Here is a 21255-nt window from a genome sequence, read left to right as displayed (position 1 = left end):
GTCACAGCGTTAATTTGCTGCAATAAGCTATGCTTGACTAAGCACCGCGAGGATTTGGCGCATGGACATTCATTCTGCAATCCCTTCAATTCCAAGCCGTTTTGTGCCGCAGACGACGACCAGCACTGCGCCTGTAAAACCAACGGCAAACGATGCAGCAGCGTCCTCAACTTCTGCGCCTTCAACCACAACGGAAGCTCGTGCTGCGGCTCGCACCACTGCAACTGCGGCAGTGAAAACCCTAACGCCGGATGAGCTGGCGGCGCTGCAATTTTTAAAACAACGCGATACCGAAGTTCGCGCCCATGAGCAGGCACACATGGCAGTGGGCGGACGCTACATCACCAGCGGCGCGAATTACAGTTATCAAACTGGCGCAGATGGAGTGCGTTACGCGATTGGCGGTGAAGTCGGCATTGACACCTCGCCGGTGGATGGCGATCCGGCAGCGACACTTGATAAAGCGCGAATCGTGCGGCAAGCGGCGCTGGCTCCGGCTGAACCGTCAGGGCAGGATTTGCAGGTCGCCGCTGCCGCAACCACGATGGAAACCAACGCTGCACAGGATTTGCGCACCTTGACGCAGTTGCAGCAGAAAAAGCAGGAAACGGAATTGGCACAATCGCGGGCGCAAATGTCAACCGAACGTGACGCTGCATCAACGACTGCGCCGAATGCTGATTTGACTGCGCGTGACCAACTGACGCAGCGTATTTCTGCTTTTTTCACTGGTGCAGCATTTGGCAATTTCAATCAGTTCGCTTAAACATCAACGCTCGCGCCAGCAGCCATACGCTCAAGTTCCCAGCCCGGTCGCCGTTACGACGGCTGATAACAACCGGAGGAACCGATGATGTTCAAACAGGAAGTGGTTGCTTCACCCAGCACCCAAACGCCGACGTCCATCAGGCGATTTTCTCCTGCGCTGATTTTGGGATTCATGCCAGCTTTTCGGCATCGGGACAGCGGTGAAGTGCGGTTATGCCGAGGCGCTGATGGGCAGTTGGCGAATCAACACCTATTCGATGCGTTGCCCGCATACTGGATCGCCGAACGCGATGAGGATGGATGTTCAATCGCATTGGTCGCAGCGGTGGAGGCAGGTTATTGGCGCAGCGATGGGTTTTGGCGTCTGATTGATCTTCTGCATCCGAATTTAGATAGCTGAATCGCAATGGAGAACACGAATTGAATAATCAACGTTTGCATCGAATTGGCGTATTAACCAGCGGTGGTGATGCGCCCGGTATGAATGCTTGTTTACGCGCCATTGTGCGCACAGCGGTGTATCACAATTTAGAAGTGATTGGTTTTCAACACGGTTATCGCGGCGTATTACTGGGCGAATATCAAGTGCTTGATGCGCGGTCAGTTGCCAACATTATTCAACGCGGCGGAACGATTCTCGGCAGCGCCCGTTGCCCGGAAATGCACCACGCAGAAGGTGTAGAACGAGCCGCTAAAAACTTAAAAGGATTGGGAATTGATGCGCTGCTGGTGATTGGTGGCAATGGTTCAATGCAAGTGCAGTGTCATTATCAGAACATTGGTCTGGGCAAATCATTGGTTTGCCGGGCACAATTGATAATGATCTCGGTGGCACCGATTGGACAATTGGTTTTTTCACTGCGTTGGATACCGCATTAGATGCAGTGGATCGACTGCGTGACACTGCCGATGCGTTCGACCGTATTTTTTTATTAGAAGTGATGGGGCGTCATGCTGGGTGGATTGCATTATTTACTGGTATTGGCGGCGGCGCTGAAGAGATTTTAATTCCCGAACAGGCTTATGATCCTGAAACCATTATTACGCGCATTAAAGAATATCGCGCTCGCGGTAAAAAGAGTTTGGTTGTCGTCGTCGCAGAAGGTGCTTGTAACGGCGGAGTGCAGCAAGTCGCTGTAGATATTGAAGGTCATGGTTTTGAAACGCGCACCTGCGTTCTCGGTCACGTGCAACGCGGCGGTTCTCCAGTGGCATTAGATCGTTATCTCGCTACTGAATTAGGCGTTTTTGCAGTGCAATCATTGCTGGCTGGCGAAACGCAAATGCTGGCGGGCAAATTAGGACAAGCCAATCAACTCGTGCCCTTGCGTGAGGCGCTGGCAGATCGCAATCATCAACCACCCACGCATTTATTAAAAATCAATCGTTTTTTAGCGACCTAAACGCTGCGTGATTCACCAAAAAAGCCGCGTTTTTTGAATTAAAATGGCGGCTTTTTTAATGGCTTAAACCGCGCTATCAATAATTCGTTTACCCACGCCCGCGCTGCCGCAATCACTTCAGCGGAATCAAGCGAAGTCGGCACACCATCGCGCACCACCTGATGCCCACGAATCCACACTTGTCGCACCTGCTGCCGACTCGCCGCATAAACCAATTGCGAGCCGGGATGATAGACCGGCTGCGTGTGTAAATCGTTGAAATCCAACGCAACAATATCCGCCGACTTGCCCACTTCCAGCGAACCAATTTCATCTGCCAAACCCAGCGCCAGCGCTCCATTGATCGTCGCCATCCGCAGCCGGCAGTGGCAGACACAGCAGTCGCAGAACCGGCAACGCCTTTGCCGAGCAGCGCCGCCGTGCGCATTTCTCCCAATATATTCAAATCGTTATTGCTCGCTGCGCCATCGGTGCCGAGCGCGACATTCACGCCCGCTGCCAGCAATTTCTCCACCGGACAAAACCCGCTCGCCAACTTGAGATTGGATTCTGGGCAATGCACGACGTGCGCACCAGTCTCCGCCAGCCGCGCAATTTCCGCATCGTTAAGCTGCGTCATGTGAATGGCGAGCAGCCGCGAGTTGATTAGCCCGAGCTGATCGAGGCGCAACGGGCGCTGCCCGTGATCGCGTTCTGATTGCACAATTTCATCATGCGTTTCATGCAGATGCAGATGAATCGGCACGTCAAGCTGCGCGGCCAGCGCGTTGATCCGCTGCAACGGCGCATCCGATACGGCATAGGGCGAATGTGGCGCAAAGGCGACGCGAATCAGCGGGTGGTCACGATACGCAGCGTGAAGCGCCAGCCCTTTGCTCAAATACTCGTCGGCGTTGGCGGCATAACCGGTCGGAAAATCCACCACAATCATGCCAATCACCGCTCGCATTCCCGCATCTGCCGTCACCTGCGCGGTGACTTCGGGATGAAAATACATGTCGTGATAACAGGTGACGCCGCCGCACAACATCTCCAGCACCGCCAGCCGCGTCCCGTCGCGCACAAACTCCGCATCACCCAGCGTTGCTCGGTCGGCCAGATGTAATCGTGCAGCCACGTCATCAGCGGCAAATCGTCCGCCAATCCGCGCAGCAGCGTCATCGCCGCGGGGTGTGCGCATTGACCAAGCCGGAATCAGCACATGTTCTGGCAATTCAAGCACTTGCTGCGCGTGAATTGACTGCCGCGCTTCCGCTGCCGGCACAATCGCCACAATCCGCCCGTCGGCGATGGCGAGCGCGTGGTTGGTCAATTGGCGATTGTCCCGATCAACGGGAAGTATCCACTGCGGATAGATGACGAGTTCAGCCTGCATCGGTGCGTCCTTTGGTTATAACGGGGAATCAGCGAGAATGCGCGGCAACATGCCACATGGAGCGAATGATGAAAACCACTGCACCAACCATTCCCACGCCTGACGATGCCGCGCTGTGGCACGACGGGCATTTGTATTTAGCCGATCAGCGGATTTTGCCGCAGCGGGCAGAATTTCTCGTTTACGATCAAGCCGCTGCCGTCGCCGACGCGATTCGCGCAATGGTCGTGCGCGGTGCGCCAGCGATTGGGATTGCTGCTGCCTATGGCGTGGTGTTAGCCGGACGCGCTGCGTTTACCGCTGCTGGCGCGGGCTGGAAAACGGCAATCACGGCGGATTTAGCCCGGCTCGCGGCATCGCGCCCGACGGCGGTCAATCTATTTTGGGCGCTGCGGCGGATGGAGGCGTTGATCGCGCAGCTCGCTGACGGCGATCCGACTGGCGCGTTGTTAAACGAGGCGTTGGCGATTCATCAAGAAGATCGGGATGCGAATCGGCGCATCGGTGAGTTGGGCGCGGCGCTGATAACGCAACCGACTGACATCATTACACATTGCAACGCTGGCGCATTGGCGACTGGCGGTTATGGCACGGCGCTGGGCGTGGTACGCAGCGCGTTTGCGGCGGGTAAGATCGGGCGCGTGTTTGCGGATGAAACCCGCCCATGGCTGCAAGGTGCGCGGCTGACGGCGTGGGAATTGATGCACGACGGGATTCCGGTCACGTTGCAGGCGGACTGCGCGGCAGCGAGTTTGATGGCGACGGGAACGGTGGGCTGGGTGATTGTCGGCTCGGATCGGATCGCGGCGAATGGCGATGTGGCGAACAAAATCGGCATTATGGTTTAGCGGTGCTGGCGAGGCATCACGGAATCAAGGTGATGGTCGCTGCGCCGACGTCGACGGTGGATATGAGCATCGCCAGCGGCGCGGAAATTCCAATTGAAGAGCGCGATCCAGCGGAATTGCTGGGCTGTGGCGGGCAACAATTAGCGCCGGTGGGCTGCGTGGCGCGAAATCCGGTGTTTGATGTGACGCCGGCGGCGCTGGTGGATGCCATCGTCACTGAGCGCGGGGTGGTTTTGAATCCGACAACTGAAAAGATGCGGGGGCTGATGGGGTGAAGTTTGATAACCGCATCATGCTGGGAGTGGTGATGCGGTTGTTGGCATTTAAATTGTGTTATTTCAGAATAACAAGTTAATAAAAAACAAGCCCGGATACAAAAACAAACTAACAACTAAAGTAATCGGCCATATTAGCGTGAGCCATAGAATGCTGTCCTGTGAAGGATCAATCTCATCAGGACACGCAATGCGTCTAAGCAATATACAGAATTTAACAAAACAATTGCTCCTGCGATTGGTACGAAAATACCGATTAGTGTGCTCCAAACAACTGCGCCTATTATGAAATAGGCAAAAAAAAGCTACTGCAAACGACATCAAGACCAATAAAATCAAAAAACCCATTTAGTGTCGGTGTCGGTGTTCAAGCCATCTCTACTTATTGCTACCATGGCAAAGATAATGGCAAAGATAAAAAGTAAAATATAAATAGAAGTAGCTGCATCAGATTTCATAATCTAGTTCCTTACAAGACTTAATGGCAAGAACAACCGATCCAGTGACAGCGTCAGCTAAATTGGGATCGGCTGAAAATTCAGTTTTAAATATACCCACCCAAAACTCAACTCTTTAGTTTAATTGTTGCCTTGCATTTAGGGCATTCCATTTCATCACTGGAATCCATCATATTACCTAAAATAATTGCACCAATAATTGCGAGAGGCAACATGCCAGAAATTGCCGTACCTAACAATGCAATGCCAATTGAACTACCAAGCCAACCGCCTCCTGCGCCTCCAATTATCATTCCTACCCATTTTCCTGATTCATCTTGCTCATATTCAACGATTGACTTGCAGTTGTGGCATTCGACGCGCATTGATGCTTCTCCAAAAATTTGTTGACAAGGCTTTGATTTTCAAAACTAATCAGAAAATTTCATTAACGCCATAAAAATAGTTTCATTATTTAAACATTATGTCAAGTATTTCATTCGTGGACAAGCCACGGATTCTGAAGGTTTTCTCATATTCTCTTGTGAAAACCAATCTATCGTCATTATCTACTATTTTTAGCGCAAACAACTTACTAGGCAATATCAGCTAGTTTTTGCGCAATACCTTTACCATACGTTGGTGGCGGTAATGGTTTACCCTCTTGTTTCCATAACGCTAACCATTTCATCAACAATTGTACAAAAGTTCGGTATAAACTGTTATTTCATCATTCCCGTGACAGCATGGACCGATAACACCAGGGCATTGACCAACAAAGCATTGATCTTCATCTGACCATTCGACAATTTTTAAATATCTAGTACTATCTTTCATCGCGTTGTCTCTTCGATTTTTGTTTAACTTCACGCTCTTGATAAGGTTTTGCATCGTCACTGAGCTTGCCGGAAATCGTGATTCGAACCCAGAATCATGCTCAAAATTCCGGTGGCTTCCTTTTCCACCACGATTTTTGAATCCGCTTTTTCAAGATCGAGTAGCAATGCTCTAATTTTACGAGGCATAATTTTTCTATATTCTGATGCCTTCAATGATGAAGACAAACAATTCATTCGTGGACAAACTACAAATGTTGAAGGATTTTCTTGTATTCTCTGTGAGAACCAATCCAAAACCATATCATTTCATCGTTTTTAACTCCTACTGCACGGTAATCAGTTGTTATTCGCACCGGTGTCAAGACCCGAGAGATTGTAGACCTGTTTTTTGAAAGCGTTCAGGTTCCTTCTGTTGCCAGTTTTTCAACGCTTGCACCGGTGACACATGTCCAAGGGCTTTTTGGGGTATCTGATGGTTATACATCTGCACATAATGGTGCAGCGTTTTTTCTAAATTTTGTGCAGAATCAAAGCGCTTTGTCGCCACCACCTCGGCAATCCGTCCGTTAAATCGCTCGACCATTCCGTTCATTTGCGGATGCGAGGGCGGAATTAGGCGATGCTCAATCTGGTGTTCTTTACAAACTAAATCAAAGCGATGGCGACCAGTCGGTTCGCGTTCGCCGTAGCGCAGAAACGATCAGTAAACTCCTTGCCGTTATCGGTCAACACCTTTTCAATCTTAAACGCGCAGTAGCGATCACTTGCTGGAGAAACGCGCTGGCGTTGGCGGCAGTTTTCTGAGCAAAAACCTTGCATAGACCCAACGCGTTGCCCGATCAATGGCGACAAAAAGATAGCGATGGGCTTTTTCATCCGGCATCTTAGGGAGGTATTTAATATCAATGTGGATAAACCGGGCGCGTAATCTTTGAACTGTTTAGGCGGTTTTTTCGCACCTTCTTCTTTTGGAATCAAGTCTTTAAGGTTGGAGAGCGTGGTGGCGACGTAAACAACGCTGTAGCCCTGAGCGCGACACCTCAGGGTTAAAACAGGTGCGCAGCACGACCAGCAAGTCATCGATGGGTAGCAACAACGTCGTGCGCAACGCCACGGCGATCAATTCTTCCAATGGTTTCAAAGTGGTATGTAGATAATGCGGACAATGAGACGCATCGTCAGTGGTCTCGCGGTGACGCCATTTGCGCACCGTCGCCCGATTCAGATGATATTCGCGGGCGAGGTCACGCTCAGATTTAGTGGAATGTTGCAGTTCACGCCGGATCGCGGAGTTGTGCGGGCATTTTTGTGTAAATTCAAGTTCATAGCATCAATTCTCCTCTGAGTGCCCAACCGATTAGCGATGTAGGGCGCGGTGGTGAATGTCCGTGATGACGCCTTGCAAAGCCTCTCGTGCTAAAAATAGTGGGTAGCTGCGTTGCGGAATATAATCATACGGTTCCTGACAACGCAGACGCTTTGGATGAAGCGCCGCCAATCACTGACGCGGATATGGCTCGCGCCATCCATCGGGTCGGACTGCAACCCGCACCGAGTAAGAAGATCAAGATTAACATCGCTCTCGACCCAGACGTGGTGTCATGGTTCAAACATCAGTCAGGTGAGCGGGGCTATCAAACGCTGATCAACGCCACGCTGCGCGAGGCAATGCAGCGCCGCACACTTGAAGACACGCTGCGGCGGATCATTCGGGAAAGAGTTGCGGACGGAAGATCATCGAATCAGTTGATTAAACAGTGATTCGTTCCTGTGACCAATAGATTTCAAATGCGATCAAGCCGCATCCTTTCCTGCAATACTCCGACATAACGCGCCAATGTCTCTGGTGCAATATCTACCTGACCATTTAAGAATTCCAAACAGCCCCACGCTAAATCAACATGCGCAGTGGGCACTTCGTTCTCAGCGATATGCTGACCGATCAATTCCCGTAGATCACATTCAATCACCTGCCCGTCGGCAAATGTCAGGGCAAAACGATATGCGCCAAGATGATGTGCGTGTTTGAGTTTCATAGTGCGTTACTCCAAGGGTTGAATCGAACGGAATTGTTGTGTATGCCACATGGTAATCAGTTCATCTTGATGAAGTTCTGCCCACTCGCGGACTAATTGACGACACTTCTTGGGGATACGCCCATGAATGATGTTGAGAGTGTTAAGTTCCATCACCGCAAGATCATCACCATATTGAATATGAACATGCGGGGGTGGATGTTCCCGACTGATGGCATACATCCGAATGGCAATACCATAAAAACGGCAAATCTCAGGCATTCAATAAAAACTCCTGCACCATTTTCATCACCTCATGTCAAGATAAAAACGCCATTCCCGTCGATTAAACAGTAATACGTTCCTGTTCAATAAAAGGGCGCAATTCCGCTCGTACCGCTCCCTGCACTTTGGGATGTTCCAACACGAGGTCGGTACTCGCCGTACCAGTTCACTGAATCGTGCTTTGGCGTCTTGAAGCTGCCAGTGATTCCTTGCTTCAGGGTGAGATGGCTCGTTCATGGTGTTATTCCAAAGTGGTCAGTCCGTTAAGTGGCATGATTTGGTCTCCTCATAACGTGCTACAGTTTAATGTACATCCGTCATACATCCTTACGGGTATCACCATGCACACGACACGGGTTTTTAAGAATGGCAATTCGCAAGCGGTGCGGATTCCGGCAGCACTAGCGTATGAACACACCGATATTGAACTGGAGATTGAACGTGAAGGCGATGAACTCAGAATACGCCCCGCACGTCGGTCATTGTCTGGGTCTTGAATAAATTTGCCCAATTCTCTCCTGATTTTTTGATTGAAGGGCGCGGCACTCAGGAACAAGTTGAGCGGGATGTTTGGTAATGCCGCGCTATATGCTTGATACCAATATGTGCATTTATTTGATGAAGAATGGTAGTGGTAATGTCGATAGGATAAAATTAAAATATCATTACGCACTTGAATCGGAGTTATTTTATGCACTGCCCTAAATGCCACTCTCAATCTTTCGTCAAAAACGGTTTTAACGCTACCAATAAGCAAATGTACCGATGTAAAGACTGTGGACGGCAATTTGTATTAAACCCTGCTAAGGGCGAGATCTCTCTGATGAAAAGAAATCTTTGATTGATCGCTTACTTTTAGAGCGGATTTCTTTAGCCGCTATTACTCGAATCGTTGGCATCTCAAAATCTTGGCTACAACGCTATGTAAACAAAAAATACGAATCAGTTCCACGTCACGTTGAAGTGAGTAAAAATCGCCGGGGACGAATCACGATTGAGTGTGATGAAATGTGGTTATTTGTACATAAACTCAAGAATAAACAATGGCTTTGGTTGGCGATTATACTCGCACACGTGAAATTGTTGGCGCGTACATTGGAGATAGAAGTGAAAAATCTGCACGTGGATTATGGAATTCTTTGCCTCCTGTTTATCGCCAATGCGCAGTAAGTTATACCGATTTTTGGGCAGCTTATGGAATGATATTTCCATCGAAACGCCATCGTGCTGTTGGCAAAGAAAGCGGACGAACAAATCATATTGAGCGATTGAACTGCACGTTTCGGCAACGCATCTCTCGATTAGTGAGAAAAACCTTATCATTTTCTAAAAAACTTACTAACCATATCGGAGCAATTTGGTATTTCATACATCACTATAATGCAACGCTATTAACCAAAAAATAGGTAGCGTTCGTAACGCTACCCTATACATAGAATCACTACCAATAATCGAAAAAATCATCCACAGTTATCCCAGCGTTGCGAATTAATGCACGTAGTGTACCAACTGATTAATTCGTGATGTTGTGGAATTGAAAGGTTCACACGCATCATCCCTTAGTCATCACAACATAACTGCCCACTTGTCCTACAACAGACCAACCTGCTTTCTGAAAAGCACTGACTGCCATTTTACCAAAAACACCATTTAAGCGTCCCATCTTGTTACACCGCAACTAAAATGGGCGTTTGCGTCACGCATTGAGCGAGTGCTTTTTGATCTTCAGCCCATAACCATGCTTCGATTGCTTCTCTGATATTGCTCATTGCTTCCTGTTCGTCTTGTCCTTGTGAAACGCATCCAGGGAGGGCAGGACATTCGGCCACGACCCAACCATCTTCGGTGTGTTCGAGCAGAATATGAAACATCATGGTTTAGCTCCATTAGTCCTGTCAAGACCCGAGAGATTGTAAACCTGTTTTTTGAAGCGTTCAGGTTCCTTCTGTTGCCAGTTTTTCAACGCTTGCACCGGTGACACATGTCCAAGGCTTTTTGGGGTATCTGATGGTTATACATCTGTACATAATGGTGCAGCGTTTTTTCTAAATTTTGTGCAGAATCAAAGCGCGTCGTCGCCACCACCTCGGCAATCCGTCCGTTAAATCGCTCGACCATTCCGTTCGTTTGCGGATGCGAGGCGGAATTAGGCGATGCTCAATCTGGTGTTCTTTACAAACTAAATCAAAGCGATGGCGACCAGTCGGTTCGCGTTCGCCGGTAGCGCAGAAACGATCAGTAAACTCCTTACCGTTGTCGGTCAACACCTTTTCAATCTTAAACGCTGGCAGCAGCGATCACTTGCTGGAGAAACGCGCTGGCGTTGGCGGCAGTTTTCTGAACAAAAACCTTGGCATAGACCCAACGCGTTGCCGATCAATGGCGACAAAAAGATAGCGATGGGCTTGTTCATCCGGCATCTTAGGAGGTATTTAATATCAATGTGGATAAAACCGGGTGCGTAATCTTTGAACTGTTTAGGTGGTTTTTTCGCACTGTCTTCTTTTGGAATCAATTCCTTAAGGTTGGAGACGTGGTGGCGACGTAAACAACGCTGTAGCCCTGAGCGCGACACCTCAGGGTTAAAACAGGTGCGCAGCACGATCAATAAGTCATCGATGGGTAGCAACAACGTCGTGCGCAACGCCACGGCGATCAATTCTTCCAATGGTTTCAAAGTGGTATGTAGATAATGCAGACAATGAGACGCATCGTCAGTGGTTCTCGCGGTGACGCCATTTGCGCACCGTCGCCCGATTCAGATGATATTTGCGGGCGAGTTCACGCTCAGATTTAGTGGAGTGTTGCAGTTCACGCCGGATCGCGGGAGTTGTGCGGGCATTTTTGTGTAAATTCAAGTTCATAGCATCAATTCTCCTCTGAGTGCCCAACCGATTAGCGATGTAGGCGCGGTGGTGAATGTCCGTGATGACGCCTTGCAAAGCCTCTCGTCCTAAAAATAGTGGGTAGCTGCGTTGCGGAATATAATCATACGGTTCCTGACAGTTACCAAAAAACATGATTCTAAATTTCAACACCACAAAAAACCCGCCGCCCAATTCTCCAATCAAGCAGCGGGCATTTTCATTCTCATCTCACCCAGTCAGGTCGCTAACCAACAGCAACCCAACCGACGCAGCTATTTACCATTGGTGTGGAATAAACTCGTTGGGTTTTGAATTGATGCGGAATTGCCCGTCGCACGAATACTAAATAATCCACGATTTTCGAGCATTTGTTCAGCGCCCGCATCCGCAGTGAGCCATGCCATTGCACCATAAATCTGATTATGTGCATAACGCGGAATCCAACCTTTTAATTGATTGAGACGCTCAATAAAATCTTTAACATCCTGCGGTCTTAATGTCGTTTTCACTTCGACCACAACCACTTCAGCGCCATTGTGCGCAATGATGTCGAATTCGTAATTGCCGCCGTCGGGACATTTACCTTTGAGTCGCATCGTGGTATCCGCAATGAGAATGCCGCGATCCCGTAGCAAAGCAACTAAATCGCCTTCAATCAGCGATTCCATCAATTTGCCCCATTGACTGGTAAACAGTTTTTCAAGCTGATTCAGTTTGCGGTCGGTGTCCTGAAAACTTGCGGTCAGTTTCCTGAAACTTGCGATCGGTTTCGGCAAATAAGCGCCAAACATCATCTAAAGTAGGATTCGGATTGGACATGGTGGTTCACTCCGGTTAGTGATTGTTGCGATGAGTATAAACCACTCCACCCACAAAAAACCCGCCGCTTAATTCAAAATCAAGCGGCGGGCGTTTTCATTCTCATCTCACCCAGTCAGCTCGCCAAACAGCGGCAACCCAACCTACGCTGCTAATGCCGTATGTAAGCGAACGGTAATGGGCTGATGCCATGTCTACCGACGCAAATAATGCAGTTGGATATAAATAATCTTCGCCTGAATCATCAAGCACACGCAACATGCCGTGTGCATCAGGTTCATCAATCACTTCGTAACAACGACCCAGTGTTAGATCATCCAGTGATGTCGCCTAACCCCTCTTTCTGGAAACACACCACGAATTTCATAGCCACCTCTTTAGTTTTATTTTGACGCGACCAATCCCATGCGCTTCATACCAGTGCAATTCAGCATAGGCGGTGCTGCCATCAGTGCATTCGAGTAATGCAATGCCTTTTTTCTTTTTCCATTGACCATAACCATACCGTTCACGCAATTGTACCAATTCTCGAATACTGTGATTTTCGGCAATTATAGCTAATCCAGCATAAAATGATTACAAATTACAGGCAAATAAAGCATCAACTGTGCAATGGTTCCTTTTGCGAATCGCTTTTGCTTTTGACCAGTAGTGTTCAATCGGGTTTAAGTCAGGTGAATATGGTGGTAAGTATTCTAAAATATGTCGCTTGCTTTAATCTTCTGCTGAATATCTTGTCTTTTGTGAAAAGTAGCATTATCCATGACAAGAACGCAGTTTGCTGGTAGTTTTGGCAACAAATCATCGGTTATCCATAAAGAAAAACTTGAGAGTTAATTGAACCGGTAAATAAAGTCACCGTCACTAAATTAAAGTCAGTTATTGCCCCAATAGCATTTATTCGTCCTTTTTCATGCCAATTGCGCTTGTCTAAACACTTTTTTCCGATAGGAGAGTATCCATAAGAACGCGGCATATCGTTAGCAAATCCACTTTCATCAATATAAACTATTGTTTTTTTAGTTGTTTTATAGCTTGCTATGCGTTCTTGAAATGAAAGACGTGCTTGGTCATCTGCTTTGGGATGAGAAAATGTTTTTTTTTCGACTAATGCCCAATCTTTTCAAGGCTGCACCAATACCACTCTTGCTCACTTGCAATCTATCGGCACGTTCTTGAAGGTAAGCATCAGGATACGTTTCAACATCTTTTAGCAGTTGATTGGTGTTAATTTTAGTTGCAGGTTTGTTGCGATGCTTTTGTGGCTCTAGTTCTTTATTCCAGCGAATTAAACTCGCAGAGCCAACTCCTAGCCTGCAGGCAGTTTCACTATAAGTAAGGTTAAATTTTTCTTTTATTTCTAATGCTCGACGACGGAAATCAACAGAGTAGGTCATTTGCTTTTCACTCCTCTTATTTATAAAATCATTTTATATTGGAATTGCTATATCATTACGCACTTGAATCGGAGTTATTTTATGCACTGCCCTAAATGCAACTCTCAATGTTTCGTCAAAAACGGTTTTAACGCTACCAATAAGCAAATGTACCGATGTAAAGAATGTGGACGGCAATTTGTATTAAACCCTGCTAAGGGCGAGATCTCTGATGAAAAGAAATCTTTGATTGATCGCTTACTTTAGAGCGGGTTTCTTTAGCCGCTATTACTCGAATCGTTGGCATCTCAAAATCTTGGCTACAACGCTATGTCAACAAAAAATACGAATCAGTTCCACGTCACGTTGAAGTGAGTAAAAAGCGCAGGGGACGAATCACGATTGAGTGTGATGAAATGTGGTCATTTGTACATAAACTCAAGAATAAACAATGGCTTTGGTTGGCGATCGATACTCGCACACGTGAAATTGTTGGCGCGTATATTGGAGATAGAAGTGAAAAATCTGCACGTGGATTATGGAATTCTTTGCCTCCTGTTTATCGCCAATGCGCAGTAAGTTATACTGATTTTTGGGCAGCTTATGGAATGATATTTCCATCGAAAACGCCATCGTGCTGTTGGCAAAGAAAGCGGACGAACAAATCATATTGAGCGATTGAACTGCACGTTTCGGCAACGCATCTCTCGATTAGTGAGAAAAACCTTATCATTTTCTAAAAAACTTACTAACCATATCGGAGCAATTTGGTATTTCATACATCACTATAATGCAACGCTATTAACCAAAAAATAGGTAGCGTTCGCAACGCTACCCTATAAATAGGATCACTACCGTTCTTTTAATTCAAGTTTGCACATTTTTTTACTCCAAATTGACAGGTTAATTAAGCGGCATAGCTCTAAAAAGTGCTACCGCTTACGCGCCCACCAGCCGCAGCGATAAATCCACCGCCGTCACATCTTTGGTTAAACCGCCGACCGAAATCCGATTCACACCGGTTCCGCCACCGCACGAATTGTCGTCAGATTCATATTGCCAGATGCTTCCAACTGCGCCCGCCCGCGGTGAGCGCGACCGCCTCGCGTAACTGCGCCAGCGAAAAATTATCCAACAAAATCAACTGTGCTCCGCCAGCCAACGCCTCATCCAATTCCGCGAGTGATTCCACTTCAATCTCAATCGCCACTCCCGCTTCAGCGCCTGCGCCGCGCGAGCGCAGCGCGGATCGAACCCGCCGCTAAGATGTGGTTTTCCTTGATTAAAATCATGTCAAACAGCCCGATGCGGTGATTGTGGCACCCGCCGCAGCGCACCGCGTATTTCTGCTGAAGCCGCAACCCCGGCAAGGTTTTGCGCGTATCCAACACCTGCACCGGCAGCCCCGCGACCGCATCCGCAAAGTGCCGCGCTCGCGTCGCCGTCCCCGACAACAATTGCAGATAATTCATCGCCGTGCGTTCACCAGTCAGCAATGCGGCTGTTGCCCTCCACGCTGCACAACCGCTGCCCCGGCGCGATGCGCTCGCCGTCGTGCGCCGTCCAACTCACGCAGCACGTCGGATCAAGCTGTTTGAAAACCGTTTCAAACCAAGCACTTCCGCATAAAACCGCCGCTTCGCGGGTGATTAACTCCGCCCGCAACGTTGTCCGGCAGGCAGCAGCGCGGCAGTTAAATCGCCCGTGCCCACATCCTCCGCCAACGCCGTCGCCACCTGCGCAGCGATCAGGGCGGGAGCGGGTAAATCTGCTGTTAAATCAAGCGTTAAAGTCGTCATCAGCGATCTCCAAAAAATCCGCGTATTCCAGCGATTCCGTGCGCTCCGTGTCCCGCGCCGTCGGTAAATCCGCCTGGCGTAAACCGCCGAGCGCGTACACCGGCAGCGCGATTCCACCAACTCCGCAAAATCGCGCCCACCCAGCGGCATCGCGTCGGGATGGCTGGCAGTTTTTTACCGGCGAGAGCAGCGCGTAATCCAAACCGAGCCGCTCGGCCTGCGCCAACTGCGCGGCATCGTGACAGGACGCGCCAATCAATTCGGTCGCGCTGGGGCGTTCGGTCAGCGTCATCAATAGATGACTGGTGAGATGCAGCCCGTGATGCGGCACATTGATGACGCGGTCGGGAGCGCGATTGAGCACCAGCCGCACACCGTGCTGTTCGCAGCGAGCAAACAATTGACGCGCCAATTGGTTGTATTCGGTATCGGTGCGGTCGTGAGCGCGGAATTGCAGCAGTTGAATTCCCCGCACCAGCGCCAGATCAGCGTCAGTGATTTGCAGCAACGGCGGCAGACGTAACAGATTGATAATGGGCGATCTCCGGCGGGAAAGACGCTCGGATCAAGCGCCGTCGGCAGTTGCCAGCAAGCGGCTGACCTTCGCGCCCGTGCGGGATGCCATAAAATCAGTGACTTGCCGCACATCCAGCAGCACGGTCTGCGCGGATACACATGGCGCACCACCCGCAGCGGCTGGCTGCTCACCACTTGAATGCCCAACTCTTCCGCCAATTCCCGCGCCAGCGCCTGCTCCGGCGTTTCGCCGCGCTCGACTTTACCGCCGGGAAATTCCCACACCGCCGTGCGCGACCTGCGGCGGACGTTGGCTAATAGCACCCGTCCGTTCGCGTCCCGAATGATGCCAACCATGACGTGCAGCGGCTGGCGCTCAACTGCGATATTCGGCATTGATGCGGACATAATCGTAAGAAAAATCACAGGTTAGACCTGCGCTGCCGCCGCCGCGCCCTAAAATGACGCGAATACAATCTCCGCTACCGCCATCACTGCCGCGCCAGCCGCCTCGGTGTAGTCCGGCGAACGCCCGCCATTGCTGACGATTCGCACGTCGCCGAGATCAATTTGCACGCGGGCGATGTCCAAATCCGTCACGCCAGCGCGTCCGACTGCCGCCAAAATCCGCCCCCAATTCGGATCGGACGCAAACAGCGCCGTTTTCACCAACGGCGAATGCGCGATGGTGTAGGCGACCTGTCGCGCTTCCGCAACATTTGCCGCATCTTCCACCCGCACCGTCACCAGCTTAGTTGCGCCTTCGCCATCGCGGACAATCGCTGTTGCTAATTCCAGACACACTGCGTCAACGGCAGTTTGCAGCGCCGCATATTCGGCACTTTCTGCGTGATCAATCAACGGGTTGCCGAGCGCACCGCTGGCAATCAACACGCAGGAATCGTTGGTTGACGTGTCGCCATCAATCGTAATTGCGTTAAACGAACCGGCGACTGCCTGCTCCAAACTGCGTTGCAGTAGCGCAGGCGCAACAGTGGCATCAGTGGCAATAAACGCCAGCATCGTCGCCATATTTGGGCAAATCATCCCCGCACCTTTGGCGATGCCCGTCACCGTCGCCGTCTGACCGTTCAATTCAAATTGACGCGAGACCAGTTTGGGCACCGTGTCCGTCGTCATGATCGCCCGCGCTGCGAGCGACCACGCGCTCACATCCAGCCGCGTCAACAGCTCCGGCAGCGCAGCCGCGAGGCGTTCCACCGGCAGCGGCTCGCCGATCACGCCAGTCGAAAACGGCAGAATTTGTTCAGATAAACAACCAGTTAGCTCCGCCAACGCCGCGCACGAAGCCTGCGCGTCAACCAATCCGCGCTCGCCGGTGCCAGCGTTGGCGTTGCCGGAATTGATCAGCAAATAACGCGGCGCAGTCGTCGCCAAATGCTGCCGCGCCAACGTCACCGGCGCAGCACAAAAGGCGTTGCGCGTAAACACGGCGGCGGCGCTGCTGCCCGGCGCGAGCGCCAACACCAGCAAATCATCGCGCCCGTGATAACGAATGCCCGCCGCGCCGGTCGCCAATTGCACTCCGGCGACCGGTAAAAATGAAAGTTCAACTCCGCTCATTTTCAACTCGCTTTGCCGCAGCATTGTTTGTATTTCTTACCCGAACCGCACGGACAAGGATCATTGCGCCCGATCTTTTCATTCGTGCGAATAAATGGTTGCGATACGGGAGCCGTTTTATGTTCTGCATCCGCAGCGGCTGGCGCTTCAGTCTCATCATCCGCAAAACCATGAAATTCATCATGTTTGAATTCAAACGTCGGCAATGGCGGAGCGAAATTAAGCGGCGCAGGCGCAGCGCCAATATGCAATCGCGCCAATGTCGTCACCACATCATGTTTAATGGTATCGAGCATTGCCGAAAACATTTCAAATGCCTCGCGCTTGTATTCCTGTTTCGGATTCTTTTGCGCATAACCGCGCAAATGAATTCCTTGGCGCAGATAATCCATTGCCGCCAGATGATCTTTCCATTCACTGTCAAGCGTTTGCAACATCACCGCTTTTTCAATCTGCCGCAATTGCGCTGCCCCAACTTGTTCTTCCTGTTCGGTATAGCGGGCAATGAGCGTATCGTGAATACGGCGGCGCAAACTCTCTTCATGCAAACGGTCATCGCTATCCAACCAGTATTGAATTGGCCACTCACCGCCGAATAGATCAGTTAATGCTGCCGTCAATCCCGCAATATCCCATTGCTCTTCCAAACTTTCTGGTGAAATGTGCGCATTGATAATTGCCTGCAACGTATCCTCACGCATCGCATCAACGGTCTCGGAAATATCCACGCTATCCATCAATTCGCGGCGCTGGCGATAAATGACTTTGCGCTGATCATTCGCCACGTCGTCATATTCTAATAACTGCTTGCGAATATCAAAATTGCGCCCTTCAACCTTGCGCTGCGCATTTTCAATCGACTTCGTCACCCAAGGATGTTCAATCGCCTCGCCATTTTGCATTCCGAGCCGCTGCATCATTCGACTCACGCGCTCGGAGGCAAAAATCCGCATCAAATTGTCTTCCAATGACAAATAAAAGCGCGATGAACCCGGATCACCTTGTCGCCCAGAACGCCCGCGCAATTGGTTGTCAATACGCCGGGATTCATGGCGTTCAGTACCAATCACATGTAAACCGCCAGCCGAAACAACCTGCGCGTGGCGAATTTTCCACGCAGCACGAATCGCGTCTGCATCGGCATCAACGCCAGCGTCATTGAGTTCCGCTTCCAGATTGCCGCCGAGCACGATGTCAGTACCGCGACCGGCCATATTCGTCGCAATGGTGATTGCGCCCGGTCGCCCAGCCTGCGCGATGATGCCGGCCTCGCGCTCATGCTGTTTGGCGTTTAACACTTCATGCGGAATGCTGTGTTTTTTGAGTAACTCTGATACCAATTCGGAGGTTTCAATCGACGCAGTGCCAACCAGCGCCGGCTGCCCGCGCCGCACGCAGTCCTGAATGTCGGTGATAATTGCCTGATATTTTTCGGTTTGGGTGAGATAAACGAGGTCGCCACGATCATCGCGGATCATCGGCTGATTGGTGGGAATAACGACCACTTCCAGCCCGTAAATCTGTTGGAATTCATAGGCTTCGGTATCGGCAGTGCCGGTCATGCCGGAGAGCTTGGGATACAGTCGGAACAGATTTTGAAAGGTGATCGACGCCATCGTCTGATTTTCGGACTGAATAGCGACGCCTTCTTTCGCCTCCACTGCTTGATGCAGTCCTTCCGACCAGCGGCGTCCGGGCATGGTGCGTCCGGTGAATTCATCCACGATGATAATTTGTCCATCGCGGACGATGTATTCGACGTTTTTCTGGAACAGCGCGTGAGCACGAAGCGCAGCGTAAACGTGGTGCATTAACACGATGTTGCTGGGATCGTAGAGCACTGCGCCCTCGTCGAGCACTCCGATTTCCAACAGCATTTGTTCAACGTGTTCGTGACCTTCTTCGCTGAGATAAACCTGCCGCTGCTTTTCATCGACCGAATAATCGCCGGGACCAAAATCAGGTTTGCCTTCGTCGTTGGTAATCGGTGCTTGACGGGTCAAACGTGGAATCAATTTGTCGATGTGTTGATACAGCTCGGTGCTGCCTTCGGAAGTGCCGGAAATAATCAACGGCGTCCGTGCTTCATCAATCAGGATCGAATCGACTTCATCGACGATGGCGAAAAAAGGCTGGCGCTGGGTGCGCTGTTCCGGCGTGAACGCCATGTTGTCGCGCAGATAATCAAAGCCAAATTCGTTATTCGTGCCGTAGGTGATGTCGGCGGCATAAGTCTGTTTGCGCGTCACCGGGCGGAGATGGCGATAACCTTCACTAGCGGCGAGTGGTTCATAACTGGGCTCGAATTGATACGAGGAAACATCTGGTCCCAGCCCGCCGGAGGAATTGATGACGCCGACCGAGAGACCGAGAAAATGATAGAGCCGTCCCATCCATGCAGCATCGCGGCGAGCGAGATAATCGTTGACGGTGACAACGTGAACGCCTTTGCCGGGCAGCGCGTTGAGATAAGCAGCGAGAGTGGCGACCAGCGTTTTGCCTTCGCCGGTGCGCATTTCGGCGATTTTGCCGTCGTTCAGCACCATGCCGCCGACCATTTGCACATCGAAATGGCGCATTCCGAGAACACGTTTGCCAGCTTCGCGCACGACGGCAAACGCTTCCGGTAACAGGCTATCGAGCGTCGCGCCAGCATCCAAACGTTGCCGAAACTCCGCTGTTTTCGCTGCCAGCGCTGCATCGGAGAGCGAGATTAACGTCGATTCCAGCGCGTTGATTTGCGCTACAGATTTGAGCAGAGTTTTGACGAGCCGTTCGTTACGACTTCCAAAGAGCTTTTTAAACAGACGAGTAACCATCGGACTATTTCAGACCTGATCGGATAAATCGCCGGATGATACCGGATTTACCTAATCGCGGGTGACTTCACCGAGAAGCCTATTGCATCCTAAAAACAACACGCACAAAAAAGCCGCTGGGCAGCGGCTATTAAGTATTCATTATGGTCGGGGTGACAGGATTTGAACCTGCGACTTCTGCCTCCCGAAGACAGCGCTCTACCAAGCTGAGCTACACCCCGAAAATCCAATCAATGTGTGCGACTAATTGCAAAATCCGCCATTAACGCCAGTGCTTCAGTGGCTGCCGAAACAGGTAACACTTTGAGTGCTTCCTGCGCACGTATCACATGCGTTTTTGCGAGCTGCGCAGTGTAGGCGATTGCATCTGTTGAGGCAATCGCTTGGATTACCGCGTCGATTTGATCGCGTCCACCGTGTTCAATGGCGTCGCGCAGCAGTGTTTGCTGCGCCGGAGTACCAACCGCTATTGCACGAATTACCGGCAATGTTGGTTTTCCCTCCTCAAGATCATCACCAACATTTTTTCCCCATTCCGCATTATCGACGCTGTAATCCAGTGCATCGTCGATCAACTGAAAAGCAATGCCCAAATTCAAACCATAACTCGCTGCTGCTGCTTCAACGGCTGACGACGAATCCGCCAGCACTGCGCCCAGCCGCGATCCGGCTTCAAATAACGTTGCTGTCTTGCGGGTGATGACTTCCATATAGCGCGTTTCGCTGGTGTCAGGATCGCGTTCATTGAGCAATTGCAGCACTTCGCCTTCGGCAATGCGATTGGTCGCGTGAGCCAAGACTTCCATGACCCGCATACTGCCGACATCAACCATCATTTCAAAAGCGCGGGAATACAGAAAATCGCCGACCAATACGCTGGCGTCATTGCCCCAGACCACGTTGGCGGTTTCACGGTTACGGCGCAATTCCGAACCGTCAACCACATCGTCATGCAACAGCGTTGACGTGTGAATAAATTCAACAACGGCAGCGAGATCAATATGGCGCTCACCGCTGTAGCCGCAGGCACGAGCAGCCAGCAGCACACACAGTGGACGCAGGCGTTTACCGCCGCTATTCACGATGTAATGACCGATTTGGTTAATCAGAACAACGTCAGACTGAAGACGGCGCAGGATCAAGGCGTCCACGGCCTTCGAGTCCTCAGCGACGGGGTGTCGAATCGTGGAGAGGTCCATGCGTATATTTAGGAATTTGTCGATGATGGCG

At 50.5% G+C, this 21255-nt stretch carries 19 protein-coding genes, 1 tRNA gene and 10 pseudogenes; 8 read left to right on the top strand and 22 right to left on the bottom strand.

Going from position 1 to position 21255, the window contains the following annotated elements; genetic code table 11:
• The first annotated feature begins 61 nt into the window (after positions 1-61).
• The 3 genes and pseudogenes from CXB77_RS01450 (at position 62) to CXB77_RS01440 (ending at position 2171) form a co-directional block, all read left to right on the top strand.
• Positions 62-766, top strand: a complete 705-nt coding sequence (locus CXB77_RS01450; protein ID WP_105072331.1) for a putative metalloprotease CJM1_0395 family protein — start codon at positions 62-64, stop codon at positions 764-766.
• Positions 767-850: 84 nt separating this feature from the next.
• A complete protein-coding gene (locus CXB77_RS01445; protein WP_105072330.1) occupies positions 851-1168 on the top strand; it encodes a hypothetical protein in 318 nt (105 codons plus the stop codon).
• A gap of 80 nt (positions 1169-1248) precedes the next feature.
• Positions 1249-2171 (top strand): annotated as a pseudogene (locus CXB77_RS01440) (ATP-dependent 6-phosphofructokinase).
• A gap of 38 nt (positions 2172-2209) precedes the next feature.
• On the opposite strand, the pseudogene CXB77_RS01435 reads toward CXB77_RS01440, so the two are convergent.
• Positions 2210-3546, bottom strand: a pseudogene (locus CXB77_RS01435) (TRZ/ATZ family hydrolase).
• Between the two features lie 68 nt (positions 3547-3614).
• Here CXB77_RS01435 and mtnA point away from each other — a divergent pair.
• Positions 3615-4669 (top strand): annotated as a pseudogene (gene mtnA / locus CXB77_RS01430) (S-methyl-5-thioribose-1-phosphate isomerase).
• 565 nt (positions 4670-5234) lie between these two features.
• Here the strand turns inward: mtnA and CXB77_RS01425 are convergent.
• The 3 genes and pseudogenes from CXB77_RS01425 to CXB77_RS01410 all read right to left on the bottom strand — a co-directional run bounded on the left by CXB77_RS01425 (position 5235) and on the right by CXB77_RS01410 (position 7271).
• A complete protein-coding gene (locus tag CXB77_RS01425; protein ID WP_146108632.1) occupies positions 5235-5492 on the bottom strand; it encodes a hypothetical protein in 258 nt (85 codons plus the stop codon).
• Between the two features lie 507 nt (positions 5493-5999).
• Entirely contained in the window at positions 6000-6158 is a 159-nt protein-coding gene (locus tag CXB77_RS01415; RefSeq protein ID WP_242445318.1) for a hypothetical protein, read from the bottom strand.
• Positions 6159-6281: 123 nt separating this feature from the next.
• A pseudogene (locus CXB77_RS01410) lies at positions 6282-7271 on the bottom strand (IS481 family transposase).
• 87 nt (positions 7272-7358) lie between these two features.
• On the opposite strand from CXB77_RS01410, the gene CXB77_RS01405 reads away from it, so the two are divergent.
• Positions 7359-7706 carry a BrnA antitoxin family protein gene (locus CXB77_RS01405; RefSeq protein ID WP_242445317.1) on the top strand — a complete coding sequence of 116 codons (348 nt, stop codon included), beginning with the start codon at positions 7359-7361 and terminating at the stop codon, positions 7704-7706.
• A 23-nt stretch (positions 7707-7729) separates the two neighbouring features.
• On the opposite strand, the gene CXB77_RS01400 is transcribed toward CXB77_RS01405, so the two are convergent.
• Together CXB77_RS01400 and CXB77_RS01395 are read right to left on the bottom strand one after the other, a co-directional pair.
• On the bottom strand, positions 7730-7981 hold the full coding sequence (locus CXB77_RS01400; protein ID WP_105072510.1) for a DUF2442 domain-containing protein: 252 nt from the start codon (positions 7979-7981) through the stop codon (positions 7730-7732).
• A gap of 6 nt (positions 7982-7987) precedes the next feature.
• Entirely contained in the window at positions 7988-8242 is a 255-nt protein-coding gene (locus tag CXB77_RS01395; RefSeq protein ID WP_105072509.1) for a DUF4160 domain-containing protein, read from the bottom strand.
• A gap of 344 nt (positions 8243-8586) precedes the next feature.
• On the opposite strand from CXB77_RS01395, the gene CXB77_RS01390 reads away from it, so the two are divergent.
• Together CXB77_RS01390 and CXB77_RS01385 are read left to right on the top strand one after the other, a co-directional pair.
• Positions 8587-8742, top strand: coding sequence for an AbrB/MazE/SpoVT family DNA-binding domain-containing protein (locus CXB77_RS01390; protein ID WP_197710945.1), 156 nt, complete (start codon positions 8587-8589; stop codon positions 8740-8742).
• A 194-nt stretch (positions 8743-8936) separates the two neighbouring features.
• Positions 8937-9651: pseudogene (locus CXB77_RS01385) on the top strand (IS1 family transposase).
• A gap of 261 nt (positions 9652-9912) precedes the next feature.
• Here the strand turns inward: CXB77_RS01385 and CXB77_RS01380 are convergent.
• The 7 genes and pseudogenes from CXB77_RS01380 to CXB77_RS01350 all read right to left on the bottom strand — a co-directional run bounded on the left by CXB77_RS01380 (position 9913) and on the right by CXB77_RS01350 (position 13328).
• Positions 9913-10119, bottom strand: coding sequence for a type II toxin-antitoxin system HicB family antitoxin (locus tag CXB77_RS01380; protein WP_105072508.1), 207 nt, complete (start codon positions 10117-10119; stop codon positions 9913-9915).
• Positions 10116-11109: pseudogene (locus tag CXB77_RS01375) on the bottom strand (IS481 family transposase). Before CXB77_RS01375 ends, CXB77_RS01380 begins: the two are co-directional and overlap by 4 nt.
• Positions 11110-11384: 275 nt before the next feature.
• Complete coding sequence (locus CXB77_RS01370; RefSeq protein ID WP_242445316.1) at positions 11385-11888, bottom strand: hypothetical protein; 504 nt, start codon at positions 11886-11888, stop codon at positions 11385-11387.
• 406 nt (positions 11889-12294) lie between these two features.
• A complete protein-coding gene (locus tag CXB77_RS01360) occupies positions 12295-12447 on the bottom strand; it encodes a hypothetical protein (RefSeq protein WP_242445315.1) in 153 nt (50 codons plus the stop codon).
• Between the two features lie 60 nt (positions 12448-12507).
• Positions 12508-12633, bottom strand: coding sequence for a transposase (locus CXB77_RS24260; RefSeq protein WP_197710949.1), 126 nt, complete (start codon positions 12631-12633; stop codon positions 12508-12510).
• Positions 12634-12739: 106 nt separating this feature from the next.
• Entirely contained in the window at positions 12740-12934 is a 195-nt protein-coding gene (locus tag CXB77_RS24255) for a transposase (protein ID WP_431520688.1), read from the bottom strand.
• A 67-nt stretch (positions 12935-13001) separates the two neighbouring features.
• The gene (locus CXB77_RS01350; RefSeq protein ID WP_105072505.1) at positions 13002-13328 is read right to left on the bottom strand and encodes an IS630 transposase-related protein; all 327 of its coding nucleotides are present in this window, start codon (positions 13326-13328) and stop codon (positions 13002-13004) included.
• Between the two features lie 81 nt (positions 13329-13409).
• Between CXB77_RS01350 and CXB77_RS01345 the strand changes: the two are divergent.
• Positions 13410-14123 (top strand): annotated as a pseudogene (locus CXB77_RS01345) (IS1 family transposase).
• A gap of 235 nt (positions 14124-14358) precedes the next feature.
• On the opposite strand, the pseudogene CXB77_RS20685 reads toward CXB77_RS01345, so the two are convergent.
• From CXB77_RS20685 to CXB77_RS01315, 9 genes and pseudogenes are all read right to left on the bottom strand, one after another.
• Positions 14359-14779, bottom strand: a pseudogene (locus tag CXB77_RS20685) (nicotinate-nucleotide diphosphorylase).
• Between the two features lie 10 nt (positions 14780-14789).
• Positions 14790-14972, bottom strand: a complete 183-nt coding sequence (locus CXB77_RS20680) for a hypothetical protein (protein WP_242445314.1) — start codon at positions 14970-14972, stop codon at positions 14790-14792.
• Entirely contained in the window at positions 14957-15106 is a 150-nt protein-coding gene (locus CXB77_RS20675) for a hypothetical protein (protein ID WP_242445313.1), read from the bottom strand. The genes CXB77_RS20680 and CXB77_RS20675 overlap by 16 nt, the downstream gene beginning before the upstream one ends.
• Positions 15087-15581 (bottom strand): thiamine phosphate synthase, encoded by a 495-nt coding sequence (locus CXB77_RS19495; RefSeq protein ID WP_242445312.1) that lies wholly within the window; start codon positions 15579-15581, stop codon positions 15087-15089. Before CXB77_RS19495 ends, CXB77_RS20675 begins: the two co-directional genes overlap by 20 nt.
• 119 nt (positions 15582-15700) lie before the next feature.
• Positions 15701-15979: pseudogene (locus CXB77_RS23420) on the bottom strand (NUDIX domain-containing protein); the annotation flags it as partial.
• Between the two features lie 19 nt (positions 15980-15998).
• Positions 15999-17206, bottom strand: a pseudogene (gene argJ, locus CXB77_RS01330) (bifunctional glutamate N-acetyltransferase/amino-acid acetyltransferase ArgJ).
• A gap of 2 nt (positions 17207-17208) precedes the next feature.
• Complete coding sequence (gene secA / locus CXB77_RS01325) at positions 17209-20025, bottom strand: preprotein translocase subunit SecA (protein ID WP_105072504.1); 2817 nt, start codon at positions 20023-20025, stop codon at positions 17209-17211.
• A gap of 144 nt (positions 20026-20169) precedes the next feature.
• Positions 20170-20246 (bottom strand) — tRNA-Pro (locus tag CXB77_RS01320).
• A 9-nt stretch (positions 20247-20255) separates the two neighbouring features.
• A complete protein-coding gene (locus CXB77_RS01315) occupies positions 20256-21224 on the bottom strand; it encodes a polyprenyl synthetase family protein (protein WP_105072503.1) in 969 nt (322 codons plus the stop codon).
• Positions 21225-21255 lie beyond the last annotated feature (31 nt).

The organism is Chromatium okenii (assembly GCF_002958735.1).
In the GTDB taxonomy this organism is placed as follows: Bacteria; Pseudomonadota; Gammaproteobacteria; order Chromatiales; family Chromatiaceae; genus Chromatium; species Chromatium okenii_A.
This window is presented reverse-complemented; position numbering and strand designations above follow the sequence as displayed.

What these genes read in the sequence shown, in the direction of transcription:
- CXB77_RS01450 (WP_105072331.1), top strand. Translation starts at nt 62, where the DNA reads ATGGACATTCATTCTGCAATCCCTTCAATTCCAAGCCGTTTTGTGCCG.
- CXB77_RS01445 (WP_105072330.1), top strand. Translation starts at nt 851, where the DNA reads ATGATGTTCAAACAGGAAGTGGTTGCTTCACCCAGCACCCAAACGCCG.
- CXB77_RS01425 (WP_146108632.1), bottom strand. Translation starts at nt 5,492, where the DNA reads ATGCGCGTCGAATGCCACAACTGCAAGTCAATCGTTGAATATGAGCAA.
- CXB77_RS01400 (WP_105072510.1), bottom strand. Translation starts at nt 7,981, where the DNA reads ATGAAACTCAAACACGCACATCATCTTGGCGCATATCGTTTTGCCCTG.
- CXB77_RS01395 (WP_105072509.1), bottom strand. Translation starts at nt 8,242, where the DNA reads ATGCCTGAGATTTGCCGTTTTTATGGTATTGCCATTCGGATGTATGCC.
- CXB77_RS01390 (WP_197710945.1), top strand. Translation starts at nt 8,587, where the DNA reads ATGCACACGACACGGGTTTTTAAGAATGGCAATTCGCAAGCGGTGCGG.
- CXB77_RS01380 (WP_105072508.1), bottom strand. Translation starts at nt 10,119, where the DNA reads ATGATGTTTCATATTCTGCTCGAACACACCGAAGATGGTTGGGTCGTG.
- CXB77_RS01350 (WP_105072505.1), bottom strand. Translation starts at nt 13,328, where the DNA reads ATGACCTACTCTGTTGATTTCCGTCGTCGAGCATTAGAAATAAAAGAA.
- CXB77_RS20675 (WP_242445313.1), bottom strand. Translation starts at nt 15,106, where the DNA reads ATGACGACTTTAACGCTTGATTTAACAGCAGATTTACCCGCTCCCGCC.
- secA (WP_105072504.1), bottom strand. Translation starts at nt 20,025, where the DNA reads ATGGTTACTCGTCTGTTTAAAAAGCTCTTTGGAAGTCGTAACGAACGG.
- CXB77_RS01315 (WP_105072503.1), bottom strand. Translation starts at nt 21,224, where the DNA reads ATGGACCTCTCCACGATTCGACACCCCGTCGCTGAGGACTCGAAGGCC.